The sequence below is a fragment of the Paramuribaculum intestinale genome, assembly GCF_003024925.1.
Classification (GTDB): domain Bacteria; phylum Bacteroidota; class Bacteroidia; order Bacteroidales; family Muribaculaceae; genus Paramuribaculum; species Paramuribaculum intestinale.
In genome coordinates this window covers 1-13,831 of the sequence record NZ_PUED01000062.1, presented here as the reverse complement: position 1 = coordinate 13,831, position 13,831 = coordinate 1, and the positions used below count along the sequence as shown (strand labels likewise).

Genomic DNA, 13,831 nt, shown 5'->3' with positions numbered 1-13,831 from the left:
CTATAAGGTGGGTTACTGGCACGTGACGCCTCCCAACGATTCCATTCCCGGCGATACGATCGAGCACCGCACATACATACCGGTGTCGAGTTTCATCTGGACACTCGACTACAACAAGGCCCGCCATGTGTTTGACAACACTGTGCCTGCGGCGGCGGAGGATTTCTGGCGCAATACGTATCTGTCGGACGGGTACACTCACGACAATACATCGTACTGGTCGCTTTCTAACACTCTCGGTGTGTCGCTTCTCGAAGGTTTCCACAAGTATGCGAAAGCGGGTCTGGCGGCATATGTCACTCATGAGATCAGGCGTTACAATCAGACCGTCGACAGCATTCCGTTGACCGGCATCGACAGGCCGGAGGGTCTGACTCCATATCCGTTTGACAGCAAGCTGCGTCCGAAGGTGACCGAAAATCTGCTTTATGTCGGCGGACAGCTGACAAAGCAGTCGGGCCGGTTGCTGAGATACGATGTCACCGGCAGGCTCGGCATCGCCGGCACTGCGGCGGGCGATGTAAGGGTAAACGCCAATCTCTCCACACTGTTCAGGCTCAAGGATGACACGGTGAGGATCAACGGATATTTCAACTTCTCGAACGAGGAGGCCCCGCTGCTGATGCGACAGTATGTGTCGAATCATTTCATCTGGAAAAACGATTTCGGCAAGACGCGTCGTGTCAAGGCCGGAGGATGGCTGCGGATTCCGCTTACAGGCACATATATAAATGCCGGGGTCGAGAATATACAGAATCTGATATATTTCGGACCTGACTGCCTTCCGGTGCAGCATAAGGGGAGCGTGCAGGTGGTGAGCGTCAATCTTCGTCAGAATTTCAGCTACAGGGCGCTCAACTGGCAGAACAACATCACGTATCAGGTGACATCGGATCAGGCGGTGCTGCCTGCGCCGAAGCTGGCGATCAACTCCAATCTGTTTGTCTACTTCAAGGTGGCCAGGGTGCTTGAGGTGCAGCTCGGCCTCGATTGCGATTATTACACGCGCTATTATTCGCCGTCGTATCAGCCGGCCACGATGGCGTTCTACAACCAGCGGGAGATCGAGGTGGGCAATTATCCTTTCATGAATCTCTATGCCAATATGAAACTGAGCCGTACGCGATTCTATGTCATGATGTCGCATATCAATCAGGGTCTGACGGGCAAGAATTATTTCGCAATGCCCCATTATCCGATGAATCCACGGCGGTTTCAGCTCGGATTGTCGGTGGATTTCGCCAACTGATCTCTACGAAAATCCTCTCTAAGAGTATGTTTGAATTTAACACGAAGAAATATATAGGGACTTCTTTCCATCCCCTCAAAGGTCTTTTCGGGCGATTCGCGTCAAGTTTCATCGGTCACGATGCCCGCATCGCTCCCTCATCAACTCACGCGAATCTCTCCGAAAATCCTCTTTGAGTGAATAGAAGTGAAATTCAAACATACTCTAAATGAATGGAAGTGAAATTCAAGCACACTCTAAGATATGACCGAAAGCCCTCTTCGAGGCTGGCACTGTATGGACTGCTGCTCGTGGCGGCTCTGACACTGATGTTGTGTGTGCGCACATGCAGTATGCCCACTCTGCGCGTGGCCGAGCGGCATCCTTCGGGTGGCGACACGCTCGATGTGGCGATCGAGTACGGGCCATTGTCGCTCTACCGCTACGATGACACCCTCGGCGGTTTCTCTTACGATTTGCTGCGACAGCTGGCGTCGGAGCGCGGACTGCATCTGAAGTTCCACCCCGTGGTGGCTCTCGGCGATGCTCTCAGTGGGCTTGACGAGGGATTGTTCGATATAGTGGTCGGGGCGATGCCTATGACGGAGCGTTATCGGGAGCGCTATGCGTTCACCGCTCCGGTATATATTGACCGTCAGGTGCTTGTGCAGCTGCGTGATTCGGCCGGTAAGGCGCCCATCGGTTCGCAGCTCGACATGGCCGGCCATGAGGTGTGGGTCATGGCTCAGTCGCCGGTGGCCGACCGTCTGCATAATCTCGCATCGGAGATCGGCGATACGATCTATGTGGTGGAGGATCCGGCATACGGCAGCGAGCAGCTGTTTATCATGACGGCTACCGGTGAGATACCGTCGGCTGTGGTGAACGAGCGGATAGCGCGCGTCATGGCTGCGGATTATCCGCAGGTGGATATATCGACGGCGGTGTCGTTCAATCAGTTTCAGTCGTGGCTGTGCAGAAAAGCCGATTCACTGCTTGTGAACCGGCTTGATACCATTATGGAGGCGCATCGCCAGACCGGCGGTTATCGCGAGCTCTCGCGCCGTTATTTTCCCTGAGGCCGGATTTTCCCGGGGGCTTGTGCGTCGGGATCGTAAATAAGGTCGGCTTCGCGTGATCCGTCGGGAGTGGTGAATACAAACGTGAACATCCACTTCACCAGTCGTGTTTCGGGTGTGGAGAAGCTGCCTACGGGGAGTTTGATCATCACGTCGTTCCAGCCTTTGCGGAGCTTGACGGGGAGTGGACGCCGCGCTGCGGCATTTTCGTTTGTAAGTGAAATTTCGTTGCTTCTGACCCGGTGGGTCGACTGCCATGCCGGAGGCGCTACTGTGTCGCCGTTGATCCATATCCGGCTGTGGCGGTAATCCCAGCAGCCCGGCAGAGGGGCGAGGTCGGGTTCGGACCGGCTGTAGTTTTGTGTTTCTGCCTGCAGGCCAACTGTCTGGTCGGCCGGAGAGTAGACGCGTGTGAACGCGTATGCCGTGTGGTCGGGCTGCGGATCAGCATAGAATCCGGGTATGGTGGCTGAACCCCATACGTGCCGCAGATATATGCCTGCGCCGGTGGCGCGACGTGTGTTGTAGACAGAGTCGGCATAGGTGTAGCTCTGTGCCGGTCCTTCGGTTTCGGGCGGAAACCGGCGGCTGAGATCGCCTCCGTTGGGAAATGCGTCGGTGATGCGCCAGTGCACGTTGGTCTGTTTCACGTAGGGTATGGCGAGGTGGCGCAGCGATGTGGCCTTGTGGTGCAGCATGCGTCGCTCGAAGTCGGCAAACTCTTTGAAATCGTCGGTGCCGGGTCGGTCCATGTTGGTTCCAAGGCTGTCGAAGTATTCTGTGCCTCCTCCTCTCCACGCTCGTTCGGCCATGGCCATCATTATCGGGTAGAGATTGTTCTGGCTGGCATTGGTCGCCTCATCGGCCACATAGCGGTCGTTCCAGATGGCTATTTCCGCTCCGGCTACATCGGGTGTGGCCGATGTCAGCCGGTAGATCTTGCTCCGATAGAGGGCGCGTATGTCGGCATAAAGATCGAAATGGTTGAGATAGTGTAGCTTGGAGTCTATGGCCGGAATGCCTTTCTGCCCTTTGCCGCGATAGCTCCAGAGGTGTGTCATGTCGATCTCTCCCGGTTCATAATGCCATCCCGGATTCCACGATATGACTTTCTTGCCGTGGCTTCTGACGAATGCCACCATTTCAGGCACAAATTCTGGGTCGGTGAAGCGCACTTCGTCGGTGCCGATATGCAGATACGGGACTTCATCAAACGTGGCGCATGCCTCCTCGACAAGCAGCCGGAGTATCTTCTTGCCTTCGGCCGACTGCATGTCGTGGCGGAATGTGCGCTCGAAAGCGGCGCTATGCCCGGGCATATCTATCTCGGGCAGGAGCATGATGCCTCTTTCGCGGCAGTATGCCACGAGCTGCCGGGCTTCGTCGATGGTGTAGTAGCGGCCCGGCTGGCGGGTGGTGTTGATGCTGTCGTTGAGCATCGGGAACAGGCGGCTCTCCAGACGCCATGCCTGGTTTTCGGTCAGATGCCAGTGGAATACGTTGAGTTTGAAGAGCGACATGGCGTCGATCTCGCGTTTGAGTTCGTCGAGGCTTATATAGGAGCGGCCGACATCCATCATGAATCCGCGCCAGGGGAATGCGGGCCAGTCGGTGACGCTGCATCGTGGCAGCCGCAATTGTCGCGATGGGGTGCTTTCCGCCAGCTGTCGCAGTGTCTGCAGCGCCCATCGTATGCCCTTGGATGAGACGGCGCTGACGTCTATCCGCCGGTTGTCGATGCCGAGGGTGTAGGCCTCGTCGTTGATGCCGGCGCCGGGGATGGAGTCGACGATTTTTCCTGTGATGAGGAATCGTGCGCGCGGGTCGATTCTGACGCCGAGAGCAGTCAGCGTGTCGGCCCACTGTGCCGAGTCGGCAGCCATCATCAGGCGTGCGGCGCTGATTCTGACATCTCCGCCGTGGAACTCGATGTGCTGCGGAGCGGGCAGCAATGTGTGGGAGGTTTCGGTAGTCCGGGCTATAATCGGCATTGCCGAAATAGCGGTGGCAAGCATTGCCAGCAGTGTGTGTCTGATTGAGTGCATCGGTTTCGGGGTATTTAATCTATTTCATTCTCGATTATGGCTTCGCATGCCTGGACCAGCTCGTCGTACCATTCCTTGCCGAAACGTTCGGTCAGGGGGGCTTTCATGAACTGGTACAGGCGTATGCCGAGGCGCCGGCCGTTGGCTTCGGCGCTCCGGCATATTTTCCATCGGTGGTAGTTGACGGCGGTGAACGAGGGGTATTCGGTCAGGCGCAGCGGATAGAGATAGCATGATATCGGTTTGCGGAACGATCCGGTGAGTCCCTGCCTGAAGGCGCTGTCGATGGCACACAGGCATTTGCCGCCGGGTGCGTGGCATGTGAACACGCAGTCGCGGCCACCTACTATCGAGGTGACGAGGTCGCCCTCTTCGTCGATGTAGCTGACTCCCTGTTCGCCGATCACGCGTCGTGCCTGCGGGGTGAGCTGCTGCTCGACAATGGGGAGCACTCTCTCAAGTTCGCGCTGTTCGGCAGTGGTGATGGGGGCGCCGGCGTCGCCCTCTATGCAGCATTGTCCGAGACATTGGTCGAGATCGCAGCAAAAAAAACGTTCGGCCAGGTCGAGCGACACCAGCGTATTTCCTATTTCTATCATGATTTCTTCGTTTTTATCTTCGTTGGTCATCGGTCGTTTGTAATGACGGTCACTCCGGCCAGACGGTAGCCCCGGGCAGTGCGTGGCCGGTAGTAGACTCTGATGGTGTATTCGTTGACGGTCTGGTGGAAGTTTCCCTCGATCAGTCCCTCTATCGGCCGTCCTGTGCGGCGGTCGACGGCCAGATAGCGGTAATTGTAGGCTCCCTGCTTGAGCGGAAGCGTCAGACGGTAGGATCCGGCTGTGGGATCGTAGTACATACGCGATGTCTTGTCAAGGCGTCGGCCGGTCAGTTCGCCTTCGACATATACGTCGCAGCCTTCTATCGGCTCGCTGACAAGTGTGAATCCGGTGTCGACATAGTCGGCTTCCGTGTCGGGGCGGTCGGAGTCGACGGTGCGGACGAGCATGCGTCCATGCTGTGTGCGGTCGTAGGCATACGGCGAGCCGGCTCTCGCAGCGGCCGGCTCGGTTTCGGCTGCGAACCTTCCGGCATTCTGACCTACCGACGCTATGCCCATGCCGGGCCGTCGGGTGTCGACGGTTTCCATGCGACGGTATTCGTTGCCGGCCTTGAATATCAGCTGCGGAAGATGGTCGTAGCGGGCGCGGCGTCCGGTGACGGCGGTAGGCGATGTCAGTTCCACCCTGGTTTCCGGCCGTGAGTCCTGCTCTACGGTGACGATGATGTCGGTGTATGGGCTGGTGATTTCGTTCCAGATGCGGTCGAGGTCAAGGTCGATCGAGAGCTGCTGATGTGCTCCGAGGTAGTCTGTGTCGGTGCGCGGCGATACGGTGGCTGCGATGTCGACCGATTGTTCGCTTACGCCGAACGGTATGCTTACAAGCGTAGGGCGCGCAGTGTCGTAGTCGTCGAATATCTCGATCAGGTAGTTGCCGCTTATGGTGGGGATGATGTCGGTCGGGACAGTCAGGCGGTAATGCACATAGTGGGTGAGTGTGGCTCTGGAATATGTGCCGTCGTCTAAAGGCGCTTCATTGAATCCGTCTATGTATTCGGATTCGATGAGCTGCGACGGATGCCAGTGCGGGTCGCAGTGTATCAGCCGGTAGCGCAGCTGACGGCTTTCGAGGCTCTCTTCGTCGAAGCTGACGGTAAGTCGGTCGCCGGCTCGGGGTATGATGACAGCCGGGGCGTTGTCGTGGCCTTCGATGCGTGTGATCACGCTTCTGATGGCCGGATGTTTGGCCATGTAGGCCTGTGACTGTGCGGCGAGAGCCGCCGATGCCGCGAGCATGACTGCGGCCATGCGCCGGGCTACCATGCGATAGGTGTCAGTCCGTGGCTCTGAAGCCACTGGTTAGTGCGGGTGAAGTGGTGGTTGCCGAAGAAGCCTCTTGCAGCGCTCAGCGGCGAGGGGTGGGCCGAGGTGAGCACCAGATGTCGGTCGCGATCGATGATGGCTCCTTTGCGTATGGCGTAAGAGCCCCAGAGGATGAACACCAGCCCCTGGCGTTTTTCGGCGAGATTTCTGACAACGGCGTCGGTGAATTCCTCCCATCCGTGTCCCTGATGTGAGCCGGGTGAGTGTGCTCCGACGGTGAGTGTGGCGTTGAGCATCAGCACTCCCTGACGCGCCCAACGGCTCAGATCGCCGTCGGTCGAGGGGGGTGTGCCTGTGTCGGCAGCCACCTCTTTGAATATATTGACGAGCGAGCGGGGGAGGGCTATGCCCGGATTGACCGAGAAGCACAGTCCGTTGGCTTGTCCTTCGCCATGATATGGATCCTGACCGAGGATCACCACCTTGACCTTGTCGAACGGGCATGAATCGAATGCTGCAAAGATTTTCGAGGCGGGCGGATAGACCGTCCGCCGGCCGTATTCGGCTCTGACAAATTCGGTGAGCCTGACGAAGTATTCCTTGTCGAATTCGGCTCCGAGTATCTCTTTCCAGCTGCTGTCGATTCTAACTTCCATTGCTTTTTTGCGAGTTCTTTTGCAAAGATATAAAAAATTCAGTAACTTTGCACCGTTTTTGAGCGTGTTTTCCATGCTCCGAAGCGACAAGTCTCCGTAGTTCAATGGATAGAATATTGGATTCCGGTTCCAACGATTGGGGTTCGACTCCCCACGGGGATACAAATATTTTAATAAGAAAATCAACATACGGCAATGAAAAGAACATTCCAACCTTCTAACAGAAAAAGAGTCAACAAGCACGGCTTCCGTGAGAGAATGGCCACAGCCGATGGCCGCAAGGTGCTTGCACGTCGTCGTGCGAAAGGCCGCAAGCGTCTTACTGTCAGCTGTTCTATCGCCGGCAAGTAATTCTCTTTCTGACGCGACATTCCGGGCCGGAATCTCTCTTGCACAACAAGGAGGCTCCGGCCCGAAGCGTATGCGTCAGATTCCTGTCCGCCATAGTCCGATACACTCATCAGTCATCATGATCTAACGCCGTCGCACCGATGATCAACCCGTTCTCCACTCCGGTCTATGTCATGCCAAAGCCTGTAGGCTCGACCTGCAACATGGCGTGCACCTACTGCTACTACCTTGAGAAGAAACGATATTATCCCGACGCGCGCCGTCAGATGATGTCGGAGGCTACGCTCGAGGAGTTTGTCAAGCAGTATATCGCCGCGCAGACCACTCCTGATGTCATTTTCACATGGCATGGAGGGGAGGCTACGGTGAGGAAGCTCGACTTCTATCGCAAGGTTCTGGAGCTGCAGAAGAAGTATGGAGCCGGACGCAATATCACCAACTGCCTTCAGACCAACGCCACGCTGCTCACCGACGAGTGGTGTCTGTTTCTGAAGCGCAACAACTGGTTGGTGGGGGTGTCGATAGACGGTCCGGAGGATTTTCACGATGAATACAGGCGCATGGCCGACGGCCGGCCGTCGTTCGGTGCCGTCATGCGCGGCATACGCATGCTTCAGCGTCATGGGGTGGAGTGGAACGCTCTGGCGGTGGTCAATGATTACAATGCCGACTATCCTGTCGAGTTCTACCGTTTTTTCAAGGAACTGGGGTGTCGGTTCATACAGTTTACTCCCGTAGTGGAGCGTATGAAGCCCGACGATATGCTGGCCGATGTGGCGGCCGGCGGCGAGCTGACCGGTTTTTCGGTGACGCCACGCCAGTGGGGTGATTTTCTTATCGGTGTGTTTGACGAGTGGGTCAAGGAGGATGTCGGACGTGTGTTCGTGCAGATCTTCGATGCCACTCTGGCCAACTGGGTCGGTGCGATGCCGGGGCTATGCACTCTGTCGTCGATGTGCGGCCACGCGGCGGCCATGGAGTGGAACGGCGACGTTTATGCCTGCGACCATTTTGTATTTCCGCAATACAGGCTCGGAAATATCCATCAAAACACTCTTATAGAGATGATGGCCTCCGACCGTCAGCTTGAGTTTGGAGCCGGCAAACTCGGTTCGTTGCCCAAGCAGTGCCGTGATTGCCGGTGGCTGTTTGCCTGCAACGGCGAGTGTCCCCGCAACCGCTTCGCCACGACGGCTGAGGGTGAGCCTGGACTGAATTACCTGTGTGAGGGTTATCGTGCTTTTTTCAATCATGTGGCGCCCTATATGGACTTCATGAAGGGGGAGCTTGAGGCCGGGCGTGCACCGGCCAATGTCAATGGGATGCGTTTCGGCTGACGGTTTCTTCGTCGGCATCGTCGCGGTGTGACGGCGACGAGAGCCGGCGGCATATCCGGTTGATCAGGTCGGGGTGGGCTGCGGTTTCGCTCTCCAGATCAATGTGCCACGGGGCCTCCTCTTCAAGAAACGGCGAGGTGGCGGCCTGCGGTCCGAGATTCCAGGTGTAGAGCAGCACGTTGACTTTAAGCGCTTTCAGTTTTCGGATGAGCATCTCGTGATCGGCATCGCCGGTGATGAGCACCACGTAGTCGAATTTGCGTATGCTGGTCAGTTCGTAGGCTTCGAGGGCAAACCATACGTCGACCCCTTTTTCTACTATGGTGGTGCCTCCGGCGGCATTGGGCACTTCGCGGAGGTGCTTGTAGTGGAATATGACGTCGTTGTCGATCAGCGCGTCCTCGAAATATCGCTCGGTAAGCAGTATGCGCTTTTCGTTGGCCAGAGCTGCGCGAAACCGCCCTCTGAAGTAGTGGCTCTCCGTGATGAGGCAGTCAGACGGATCGGTGTCGGCATGGCGGGCTATGCGGCGGCGTATGTAGTCGAGATAGCCGTGGATGTCGATCTGCAGCTGGCGTTTGTGGCGCAGCTCGTCGTTGATTTTGGAGAAGTAGCCTCCGTCAATGAAAATTCCTATGGATATGGGCGAGGTGTTCATACGTGATTAACACCCGCCGGGCGGGGAGGGTTCGGGCGTTCAGTGTGGTTATTCGTCGATGTTGTCGATGTCGTCGTCATCATCGTCATCGAAGTCAAAATCGAAGTCCCATCCGTCGCTTTCCATGGCTTCGGAGGTGAATTTCGACAACTCTCTGCCTTCGCGTTTGGTGGGGCGTCCGAGTCCTTTGCGGCGGTCGATGAATCCGGATATTTTCACGATCTCAAGCAGGTCGAGCTGGCTCTGCGGGGTGATGTTTTCCAGATAGTCGGGCACAAGGCGTGCGCCAAGACGGTTTTCGGTGAGCGCCTTGACTCTGAAACTGTAGGTCACCGGCGGTTTGCGCACTTCTATTACGTCGCCGACCTTGATGGTGCGCGATGGCTTGGCTGTGGCGCCTCCCACGCTGATGCGTCCTTTTTTGCATGCGTCGGTGCTTATGGTGCGGGTCTTGAATATGCGGGTGGCCCACATCCATTTGTCGATTCTTTCTTCGGTCTTGGCCATGAGTGTCTGTTGTGTGGAGTGAAGGTTTTATAGGTGTAAAACACCTGAGCCTGCGGCGATGGTTCGCATAGCGGTCACTTGTTGTTGAAGTTGCACATAGCGAAGTCGAGTCCTGACAGGCAGAATGCCTTGATGGCCTCGATGGCCACGTCGATGCGCACTGGCAGTTTCTGGCGCTGGTCGAGCGTGAAGGCTCCGAGCACGTATTCTACCTGCTGGCCGCGCTGGAAGTCGTTGCCTATGCCGAACCGCAGGCGTGGATATGCCTGGGTGCCGAGCATGGCTGCGATGTTTTTGAGTCCGTTGTGTCCGGCGTCGCTGCCGTTGGCTTTGAGGCGTATGGCTCCGAAGGGCAGCGCGAGGTCGTCGACGAGTACGAGCAGGTGGTCGTTGTCGATCTTTTCGTGATCGCGCCAGTAGCGCACGGCGTTGCCGCTGAGATTCATGTAGGTCGAGGGCTTGAGCAGTATGAGCTGCGCGTTCTTGACGCGCAGGCGTGCGATGTCGCCGTAACGTTCGGGTGTAAAAGTAATATTGGATGCCTTTGCAAAGGCATCCAATATCATAAATCCTATGTTGTGGCGTGTCATGGCATACTCGCTGCCGATATTGCCAAGCCCAACTATCAGATATTTCATCAGCTGTTGTCGGGAATAGTTTACGGGATTACTTTCCTGCGGCGGCGGCGGCTGCTGCGCCACGGGCGGCACGGGTCAGCTGTACGGCGCATACGACAGCGTTCTTGGCGTTGGTCAGTTCGAGGCCTTCGAAGTGGAGGTCGCCGATCTGGATGGTCTTGCCGAGGCCGAGGTTGTCGACGTTGACTACAACGCGTTCGGGGATCTTGTCGTAAGTGGCTTTAACCTTGATCTTTTTCATTGAGAGGGTGAGCTTACCACCGGCTTTCACACCTTCGGCGTGGCCTTCAAGCTGCACGGGCACTTCGATCACCACGGGCTTCTTGTCGTTGACTTCGAGAAGATCGATGTGGAGGATTGTGTCCTTGACGGGGTGGAACTGGATGTCCTTGAGCACAGCCATGCGCTTTTCGCCGTGGAGGCTCAGCTCGATAGCGAAGATGTCGGGTGTATAGATGAGCTTGCGCACGGAGTCGTTGGTCACAACGAGGTCGGTGGTGATGAGGCCCTTGGACTGGTCTTTCTCGATCACGACGATCTTTTCGCCGTCGCGGAGCTTGCCTTTGTAGGGGAGGTCGATCACTTCACCGCCGTTGAGCACTACGGGGATTTTGTTTTCCTTGCGGAGTGCCTTGGCGGCTTTCTTGCCGAGATCGGTACGGGGCTCGGCGCTGAGCTGGAATGTCTTCATTCTTTGAGATGTTTGTTGTTGTGTTACTAAAAATTAAGCGCTCCTTAATTTCCCATCACACGGGATGCCTAAAAAGCGGTGCAAAGGTAGCGATTTTTGGACTGAATTCCAAATGTATGGTCATAAACATGTCGAGAAAAAGCGCGACAGACTTCGTGAAGGGGCTTCACACGGGTTTTCTCATGTGAGCTGTGTGGATGGGCCTGTGTGGGGTATTGTATGAATGTGTAAAAGAAAAAGCGCACGTCATCGCGACGCGCGCTTTCTCACCATGAGAAAAAATATTACATCTATTGTCCTTGCAATTTTATGTAGGTGTTTTGTGTCCGAGCCGTCCGTGCGTCACTGGCCGAGGTAGGTCTTCAGCAGGCGGCTTTTCTGTCCTTTGAGCCGGCGGATGGCTTTCTCCTTGATCTGGCGTACGCGTTCGCGTGTGAGATCAAATTTGGCTCCGATCTCTTCAAGCGTCATCTCCTGACAGCCGATGCCGAAGAACATTTTGAGTATCTCGCGTTCGCGTTCGTGGAGCTGGCGCAGCGCGCGGTCCACTTCTTTCGACAGGGATTCCTGTGTCAGCGTGGAGTCTGCTGCGGGGGAGTCGTCGTTGGTGAGCACGTCGAGAAGGCTGTTGTCCTCACCTTCTACAAATGGTGCGTCGACCGAGATGCTTCGTCCCGATACCTTAAGGGTGTCGGAGATTTTTTCAAGAGGCACGTCGAGGCGTGCGGCAAGCTCTTCGGGCGAAGGACGGCGCTCGTTTTCCTGCTCGAACTTCGATAGCTCCTTGCTGATTTTATTCAATGCTCCCACCTGATTGAGGGGCAATCTGACGATGCGGGCCTGTTCGGCCAGCGCCTGAAGGATTGACTGCCGTATCCACCACACGGCATAGGAGATGAATTTGAAACCGCGGGTTTCGTCAAACTTCTGTGCCGCTTTAATCAAGCCGAGATTGCCTTCGTTGATCAGGTCGGGGAGGCTCAGTCCCTGATTTTGATACTGTTTTGCTACTGATACGACGAAGCGAAGGTTGGCACACGTTAACTTTTCCAGCGCTCTCTGATCACCTTGGCGTATGCGCCTTGCAAGCTCAACTTCCTCATCTACGGATATAAGCTCTTCGCGGCCTATCTCCTGGAGGTACTTGTCGAGCGATGCGCTCTCGCGGTTGGTAATCGACTTGGTGATTTTAAGTTGTCTCATTCGTTTCTTGAGATTAAGCGCGCAAAGGTAATGATTATTTTCCTAATACGCAAATGTTTCGGCCTGATTTTAGAACTGATTTGAAGGCTTCCGCCGGTTTGGGCTTTGCTTGGATATTGGTTTGGGGCTTTGCTTGGCTTGAGACCACTTTATGCGCGCGGCTATGGCGGCCGGTGTTGGTGTCACGACTCCGGCGAGTCCTCCTGAGCTGTCAGGTCGAGCAGGCGCCGGGCTGTGTCGGCATATTCGGCGGGGACGACAAGGTTGATGCCTCCGATGCTGTTGAAGCCTATAGGGTATATCGACGAGAATGTTTCGTTGGTCAGGGTGCAGGGGATCCCTTCGTTGGACAGCACTCCTTCGGCTATGTGGGCTTCCCAGTCGGTGGAGTATGTCGCTATCGTTATACTGGTGTCGTTGGTCTGTTTCATAATGGATGGATAACGTGGATGCGGCAGTGTTTGTTCAGCCTTATCTAATGCCTCTGCGGTCGAGCTCTTTCTGGTAGCGTCGGGCGTTGGCCTGATGTGTGGGGTAGTCGGCTGCGAAATTGTGGTAGCCTGAAAAGTCTTCACGCGCGCACATGTAGATGTAGTTGTGGAGCGGCGCCTCAAGCACGGCGTCGATGGTGCGGCGGTCGGCGATATGCTCGGATATGTTGTCATTCTAATTCGGGCTGTGTGCGTTTTTTCTTTAACTCGGCATTTTTTTGTTGATTCACGGTGTGCGGCAACGTAGTTGCTACGCCTGAAAATCATGTGCCACGGAGGTTATATGTTTCACTTTGAGGAAAAAGCAATGGTCTGGCTTTTCCTTTTATTTTGAAACTGTATGTGTCGCCTCCAGAATCACGGCAGAGAAGAAAATCTACAGTAATTTGTCCCTGATCAAGGAGTACATCAAATTGAGAAGGTATTGGATTCTTGGTATGGAGTATTTCAGAAACACGGAAAAACTCGCGACCGGATTCATGTTTTGTTTCAGCGTCAATCCAAAAAGTCTCACGATGTTTGGTTAGTAACCTCTCATGTAATTTGATTAGTTTCCACACTGCAACGTCATTAATCTTACGGAAAGTACCATCTTCTAAAGTTGCTAGAGAAAATTCGTCAGCCTCAAGAAGTCCTAATTGAGTCCGCACCAATAGACCAAGGCCTTGTGGGTTTGGTCGATTAGCAGTAAGTGTGACATGTAATGATTTATGGTTATATCCGTCAGGAATATACCCATATTCCTCAACTATAGCCTTACCACTTTTGAGACGGCTTATTGCCCACTCGGGAGTTTGTGTAAAAAGAGTATTTCTAACTCTCGATGCCTCTCTATGGCTTTTAAGTTCAATGCCTTTGAAGTCAGGATTTTTAGACGGATTCATTTCAATCCCTAGAATTGACTCAACGGTTCGTCCAATTCCCGTATCTGCAAGGATTTCAGCCGGCATCCAGTCTGTCATGCGGTCTTTAATTAGTCTGAGTAATTCGTCGCTTACAGAATTCTTTTCGCGTGAGAGTCCCAAAATCAAGTCTTTCAATGGCGTGTCAATTGAAGAAAGA

General features: G+C 55.2%; 16 protein-coding genes and 1 tRNA gene. 5 read left to right on the top strand and 12 right to left on the bottom strand.

All coding sequences use genetic code 11. The features are described 5' to 3' along the window. On the top strand, window positions 1-1,249 hold a 1,249-nt coding region (locus C5O24_RS06270), incomplete at its 5' end, for a putative porin (protein ID WP_161553822.1). 212 nt (window positions 1,250-1,461) lie between these two features. After that, window positions 1,462-2,307: a transporter substrate-binding domain-containing protein gene (locus C5O24_RS06265; protein WP_107035254.1), complete on the top strand. Its 846-nt coding sequence runs from the start codon at window positions 1,462-1,464 to the stop codon at window positions 2,305-2,307. Here the strand turns inward: C5O24_RS06265 and C5O24_RS06260 are convergent. From C5O24_RS06260 to ung, 4 genes are all read right to left on the bottom strand, one after another. Continuing rightward, window positions 2,295-4,298, bottom strand: a complete 2,004-nt coding sequence (locus tag C5O24_RS06260; protein ID WP_406627057.1) for a family 20 glycosylhydrolase — start codon at window positions 4,296-4,298, stop codon at window positions 2,295-2,297. The genes C5O24_RS06265 and C5O24_RS06260 overlap by 13 nt on opposite strands. Before the next feature lie 68 nt (window positions 4,299-4,366). After that, complete coding sequence (locus tag C5O24_RS06255) at window positions 4,367-4,951, bottom strand: DUF3109 family protein (protein ID WP_107035305.1); 585 nt, start codon at window positions 4,949-4,951, stop codon at window positions 4,367-4,369. Between the two features lie 26 nt (window positions 4,952-4,977). Continuing rightward, window positions 4,978-6,270 (bottom strand): type IX secretion system plug protein, encoded by a 1,293-nt coding sequence (locus C5O24_RS06250; RefSeq protein WP_133165481.1) that lies wholly within the window; start codon window positions 6,268-6,270, stop codon window positions 4,978-4,980. Then, on the bottom strand, window positions 6,231-6,893 hold the full coding sequence (gene ung / locus C5O24_RS06245) for a uracil-DNA glycosylase (protein ID WP_107035252.1): 663 nt from the start codon (window positions 6,891-6,893) through the stop codon (window positions 6,231-6,233). The genes C5O24_RS06250 and ung overlap by 40 nt, the downstream gene beginning before the upstream one ends. 90 nt (window positions 6,894-6,983) lie before the next feature. Here ung and C5O24_RS06240 point away from each other — a divergent pair. The 3 genes from C5O24_RS06240 (at window position 6,984) to C5O24_RS06230 (ending at window position 8,581) form a co-directional block, all read left to right on the top strand. Further along, window positions 6,984-7,055: transfer RNA gene (locus C5O24_RS06240), tRNA-Arg, on the top strand. Window positions 7,056-7,088: 33 nt separating this feature from the next. Next, a complete protein-coding gene (gene rpmH / locus C5O24_RS06235) occupies window positions 7,089-7,244 on the top strand; it encodes a 50S ribosomal protein L34 (protein WP_107035251.1) in 156 nt (51 codons plus the stop codon). Between the two features lie 140 nt (window positions 7,245-7,384). After that, window positions 7,385-8,581 (top strand): anaerobic sulfatase-maturation protein, encoded by a 1,197-nt coding sequence (locus C5O24_RS06230; protein WP_107035250.1) that lies wholly within the window; start codon window positions 7,385-7,387, stop codon window positions 8,579-8,581. Here the strand turns inward: C5O24_RS06230 and C5O24_RS06225 are convergent. From C5O24_RS06225 to C5O24_RS06190, 8 genes are all read right to left on the bottom strand, one after another. Continuing rightward, the gene (locus tag C5O24_RS06225; protein WP_107035249.1) at window positions 8,559-9,239 is read right to left on the bottom strand and encodes an NYN domain-containing protein; all 681 of its coding nucleotides are present in this window, start codon (window positions 9,237-9,239) and stop codon (window positions 8,559-8,561) included. The two genes, C5O24_RS06230 and C5O24_RS06225, sit on opposite strands and share 23 nt — an antisense overlap. A 48-nt stretch (window positions 9,240-9,287) precedes the next feature. Next, a complete protein-coding gene (locus C5O24_RS06220) occupies window positions 9,288-9,746 on the bottom strand; it encodes an RNA-binding S4 domain-containing protein (RefSeq protein WP_107035248.1) in 459 nt (152 codons plus the stop codon). Between the two features lie 74 nt (window positions 9,747-9,820). Beyond that, window positions 9,821-10,384 (bottom strand): aminoacyl-tRNA hydrolase, encoded by a 564-nt coding sequence (pth, locus tag C5O24_RS06215; RefSeq protein ID WP_107035247.1) that lies wholly within the window; start codon window positions 10,382-10,384, stop codon window positions 9,821-9,823. Window positions 10,385-10,412: 28 nt separating this feature from the next. Beyond that, window positions 10,413-11,075 carry a 50S ribosomal protein L25/general stress protein Ctc gene (locus C5O24_RS06210; protein ID WP_107035246.1) on the bottom strand — a complete coding sequence of 221 codons (663 nt, stop codon included), beginning with the start codon at window positions 11,073-11,075 and terminating at the stop codon, window positions 10,413-10,415. A gap of 342 nt (window positions 11,076-11,417) precedes the next feature. Beyond that, the gene (locus C5O24_RS06205) at window positions 11,418-12,278 is read right to left on the bottom strand and encodes a sigma-70 family RNA polymerase sigma factor (protein WP_107035244.1); all 861 of its coding nucleotides are present in this window, start codon (window positions 12,276-12,278) and stop codon (window positions 11,418-11,420) included. A 182-nt stretch (window positions 12,279-12,460) separates the two neighbouring features. Then, a complete protein-coding gene (locus C5O24_RS06200; protein ID WP_107035243.1) occupies window positions 12,461-12,709 on the bottom strand; it encodes a putative signal transducing protein in 249 nt (82 codons plus the stop codon). A gap of 40 nt (window positions 12,710-12,749) precedes the next feature. Beyond that, on the bottom strand, window positions 12,750-12,896 hold the full coding sequence (locus tag C5O24_RS06195) for a hypothetical protein (RefSeq protein ID WP_202613065.1): 147 nt from the start codon (window positions 12,894-12,896) through the stop codon (window positions 12,750-12,752). A 136-nt stretch (window positions 12,897-13,032) separates the two neighbouring features. Next, the coding region (locus tag C5O24_RS06190) for an MvaI/BcnI family restriction endonuclease (protein WP_205961072.1) at window positions 13,033-13,831 on the bottom strand (799 nt) is incomplete at its 5' end.

Coding starts and splice junctions, on each gene's coding strand:
- C5O24_RS06265 (WP_107035254.1), top strand. CDS start 1,462: ATGGAAGTGAAATTCAAGCACACTCTAAGATATGACCGAAAGCCCTCT.
- C5O24_RS06260 (WP_406627057.1), bottom strand. CDS start 4,298: ATGCCGATTATAGCCCGGACTACCGAAACCTCCCACACATTGCTGCCC.
- C5O24_RS06255 (WP_107035305.1), bottom strand. CDS start 4,951: ATGATAGAAATAGGAAATACGCTGGTGTCGCTCGACCTGGCCGAACGT.
- ung (WP_107035252.1), bottom strand. CDS start 6,893: ATGGAAGTTAGAATCGACAGCAGCTGGAAAGAGATACTCGGAGCCGAA.
- rpmH (WP_107035251.1), top strand. CDS start 7,089: ATGAAAAGAACATTCCAACCTTCTAACAGAAAAAGAGTCAACAAGCAC.
- C5O24_RS06230 (WP_107035250.1), top strand. CDS start 7,385: ATGATCAACCCGTTCTCCACTCCGGTCTATGTCATGCCAAAGCCTGTA.
- C5O24_RS06225 (WP_107035249.1), bottom strand. CDS start 9,239: ATGAACACCTCGCCCATATCCATAGGAATTTTCATTGACGGAGGCTAC.
- C5O24_RS06220 (WP_107035248.1), bottom strand. CDS start 9,746: ATGGCCAAGACCGAAGAAAGAATCGACAAATGGATGTGGGCCACCCGC.
- pth (WP_107035247.1), bottom strand. CDS start 10,384: ATGAAATATCTGATAGTTGGGCTTGGCAATATCGGCAGCGAGTATGCC.
- C5O24_RS06210 (WP_107035246.1), bottom strand. CDS start 11,075: ATGAAGACATTCCAGCTCAGCGCCGAGCCCCGTACCGATCTCGGCAAG.
- C5O24_RS06205 (WP_107035244.1), bottom strand. CDS start 12,278: ATGAGACAACTTAAAATCACCAAGTCGATTACCAACCGCGAGAGCGCA.
- C5O24_RS06200 (WP_107035243.1), bottom strand. CDS start 12,709: ATGAAACAGACCAACGACACCAGTATAACGATAGCGACATACTCCACC.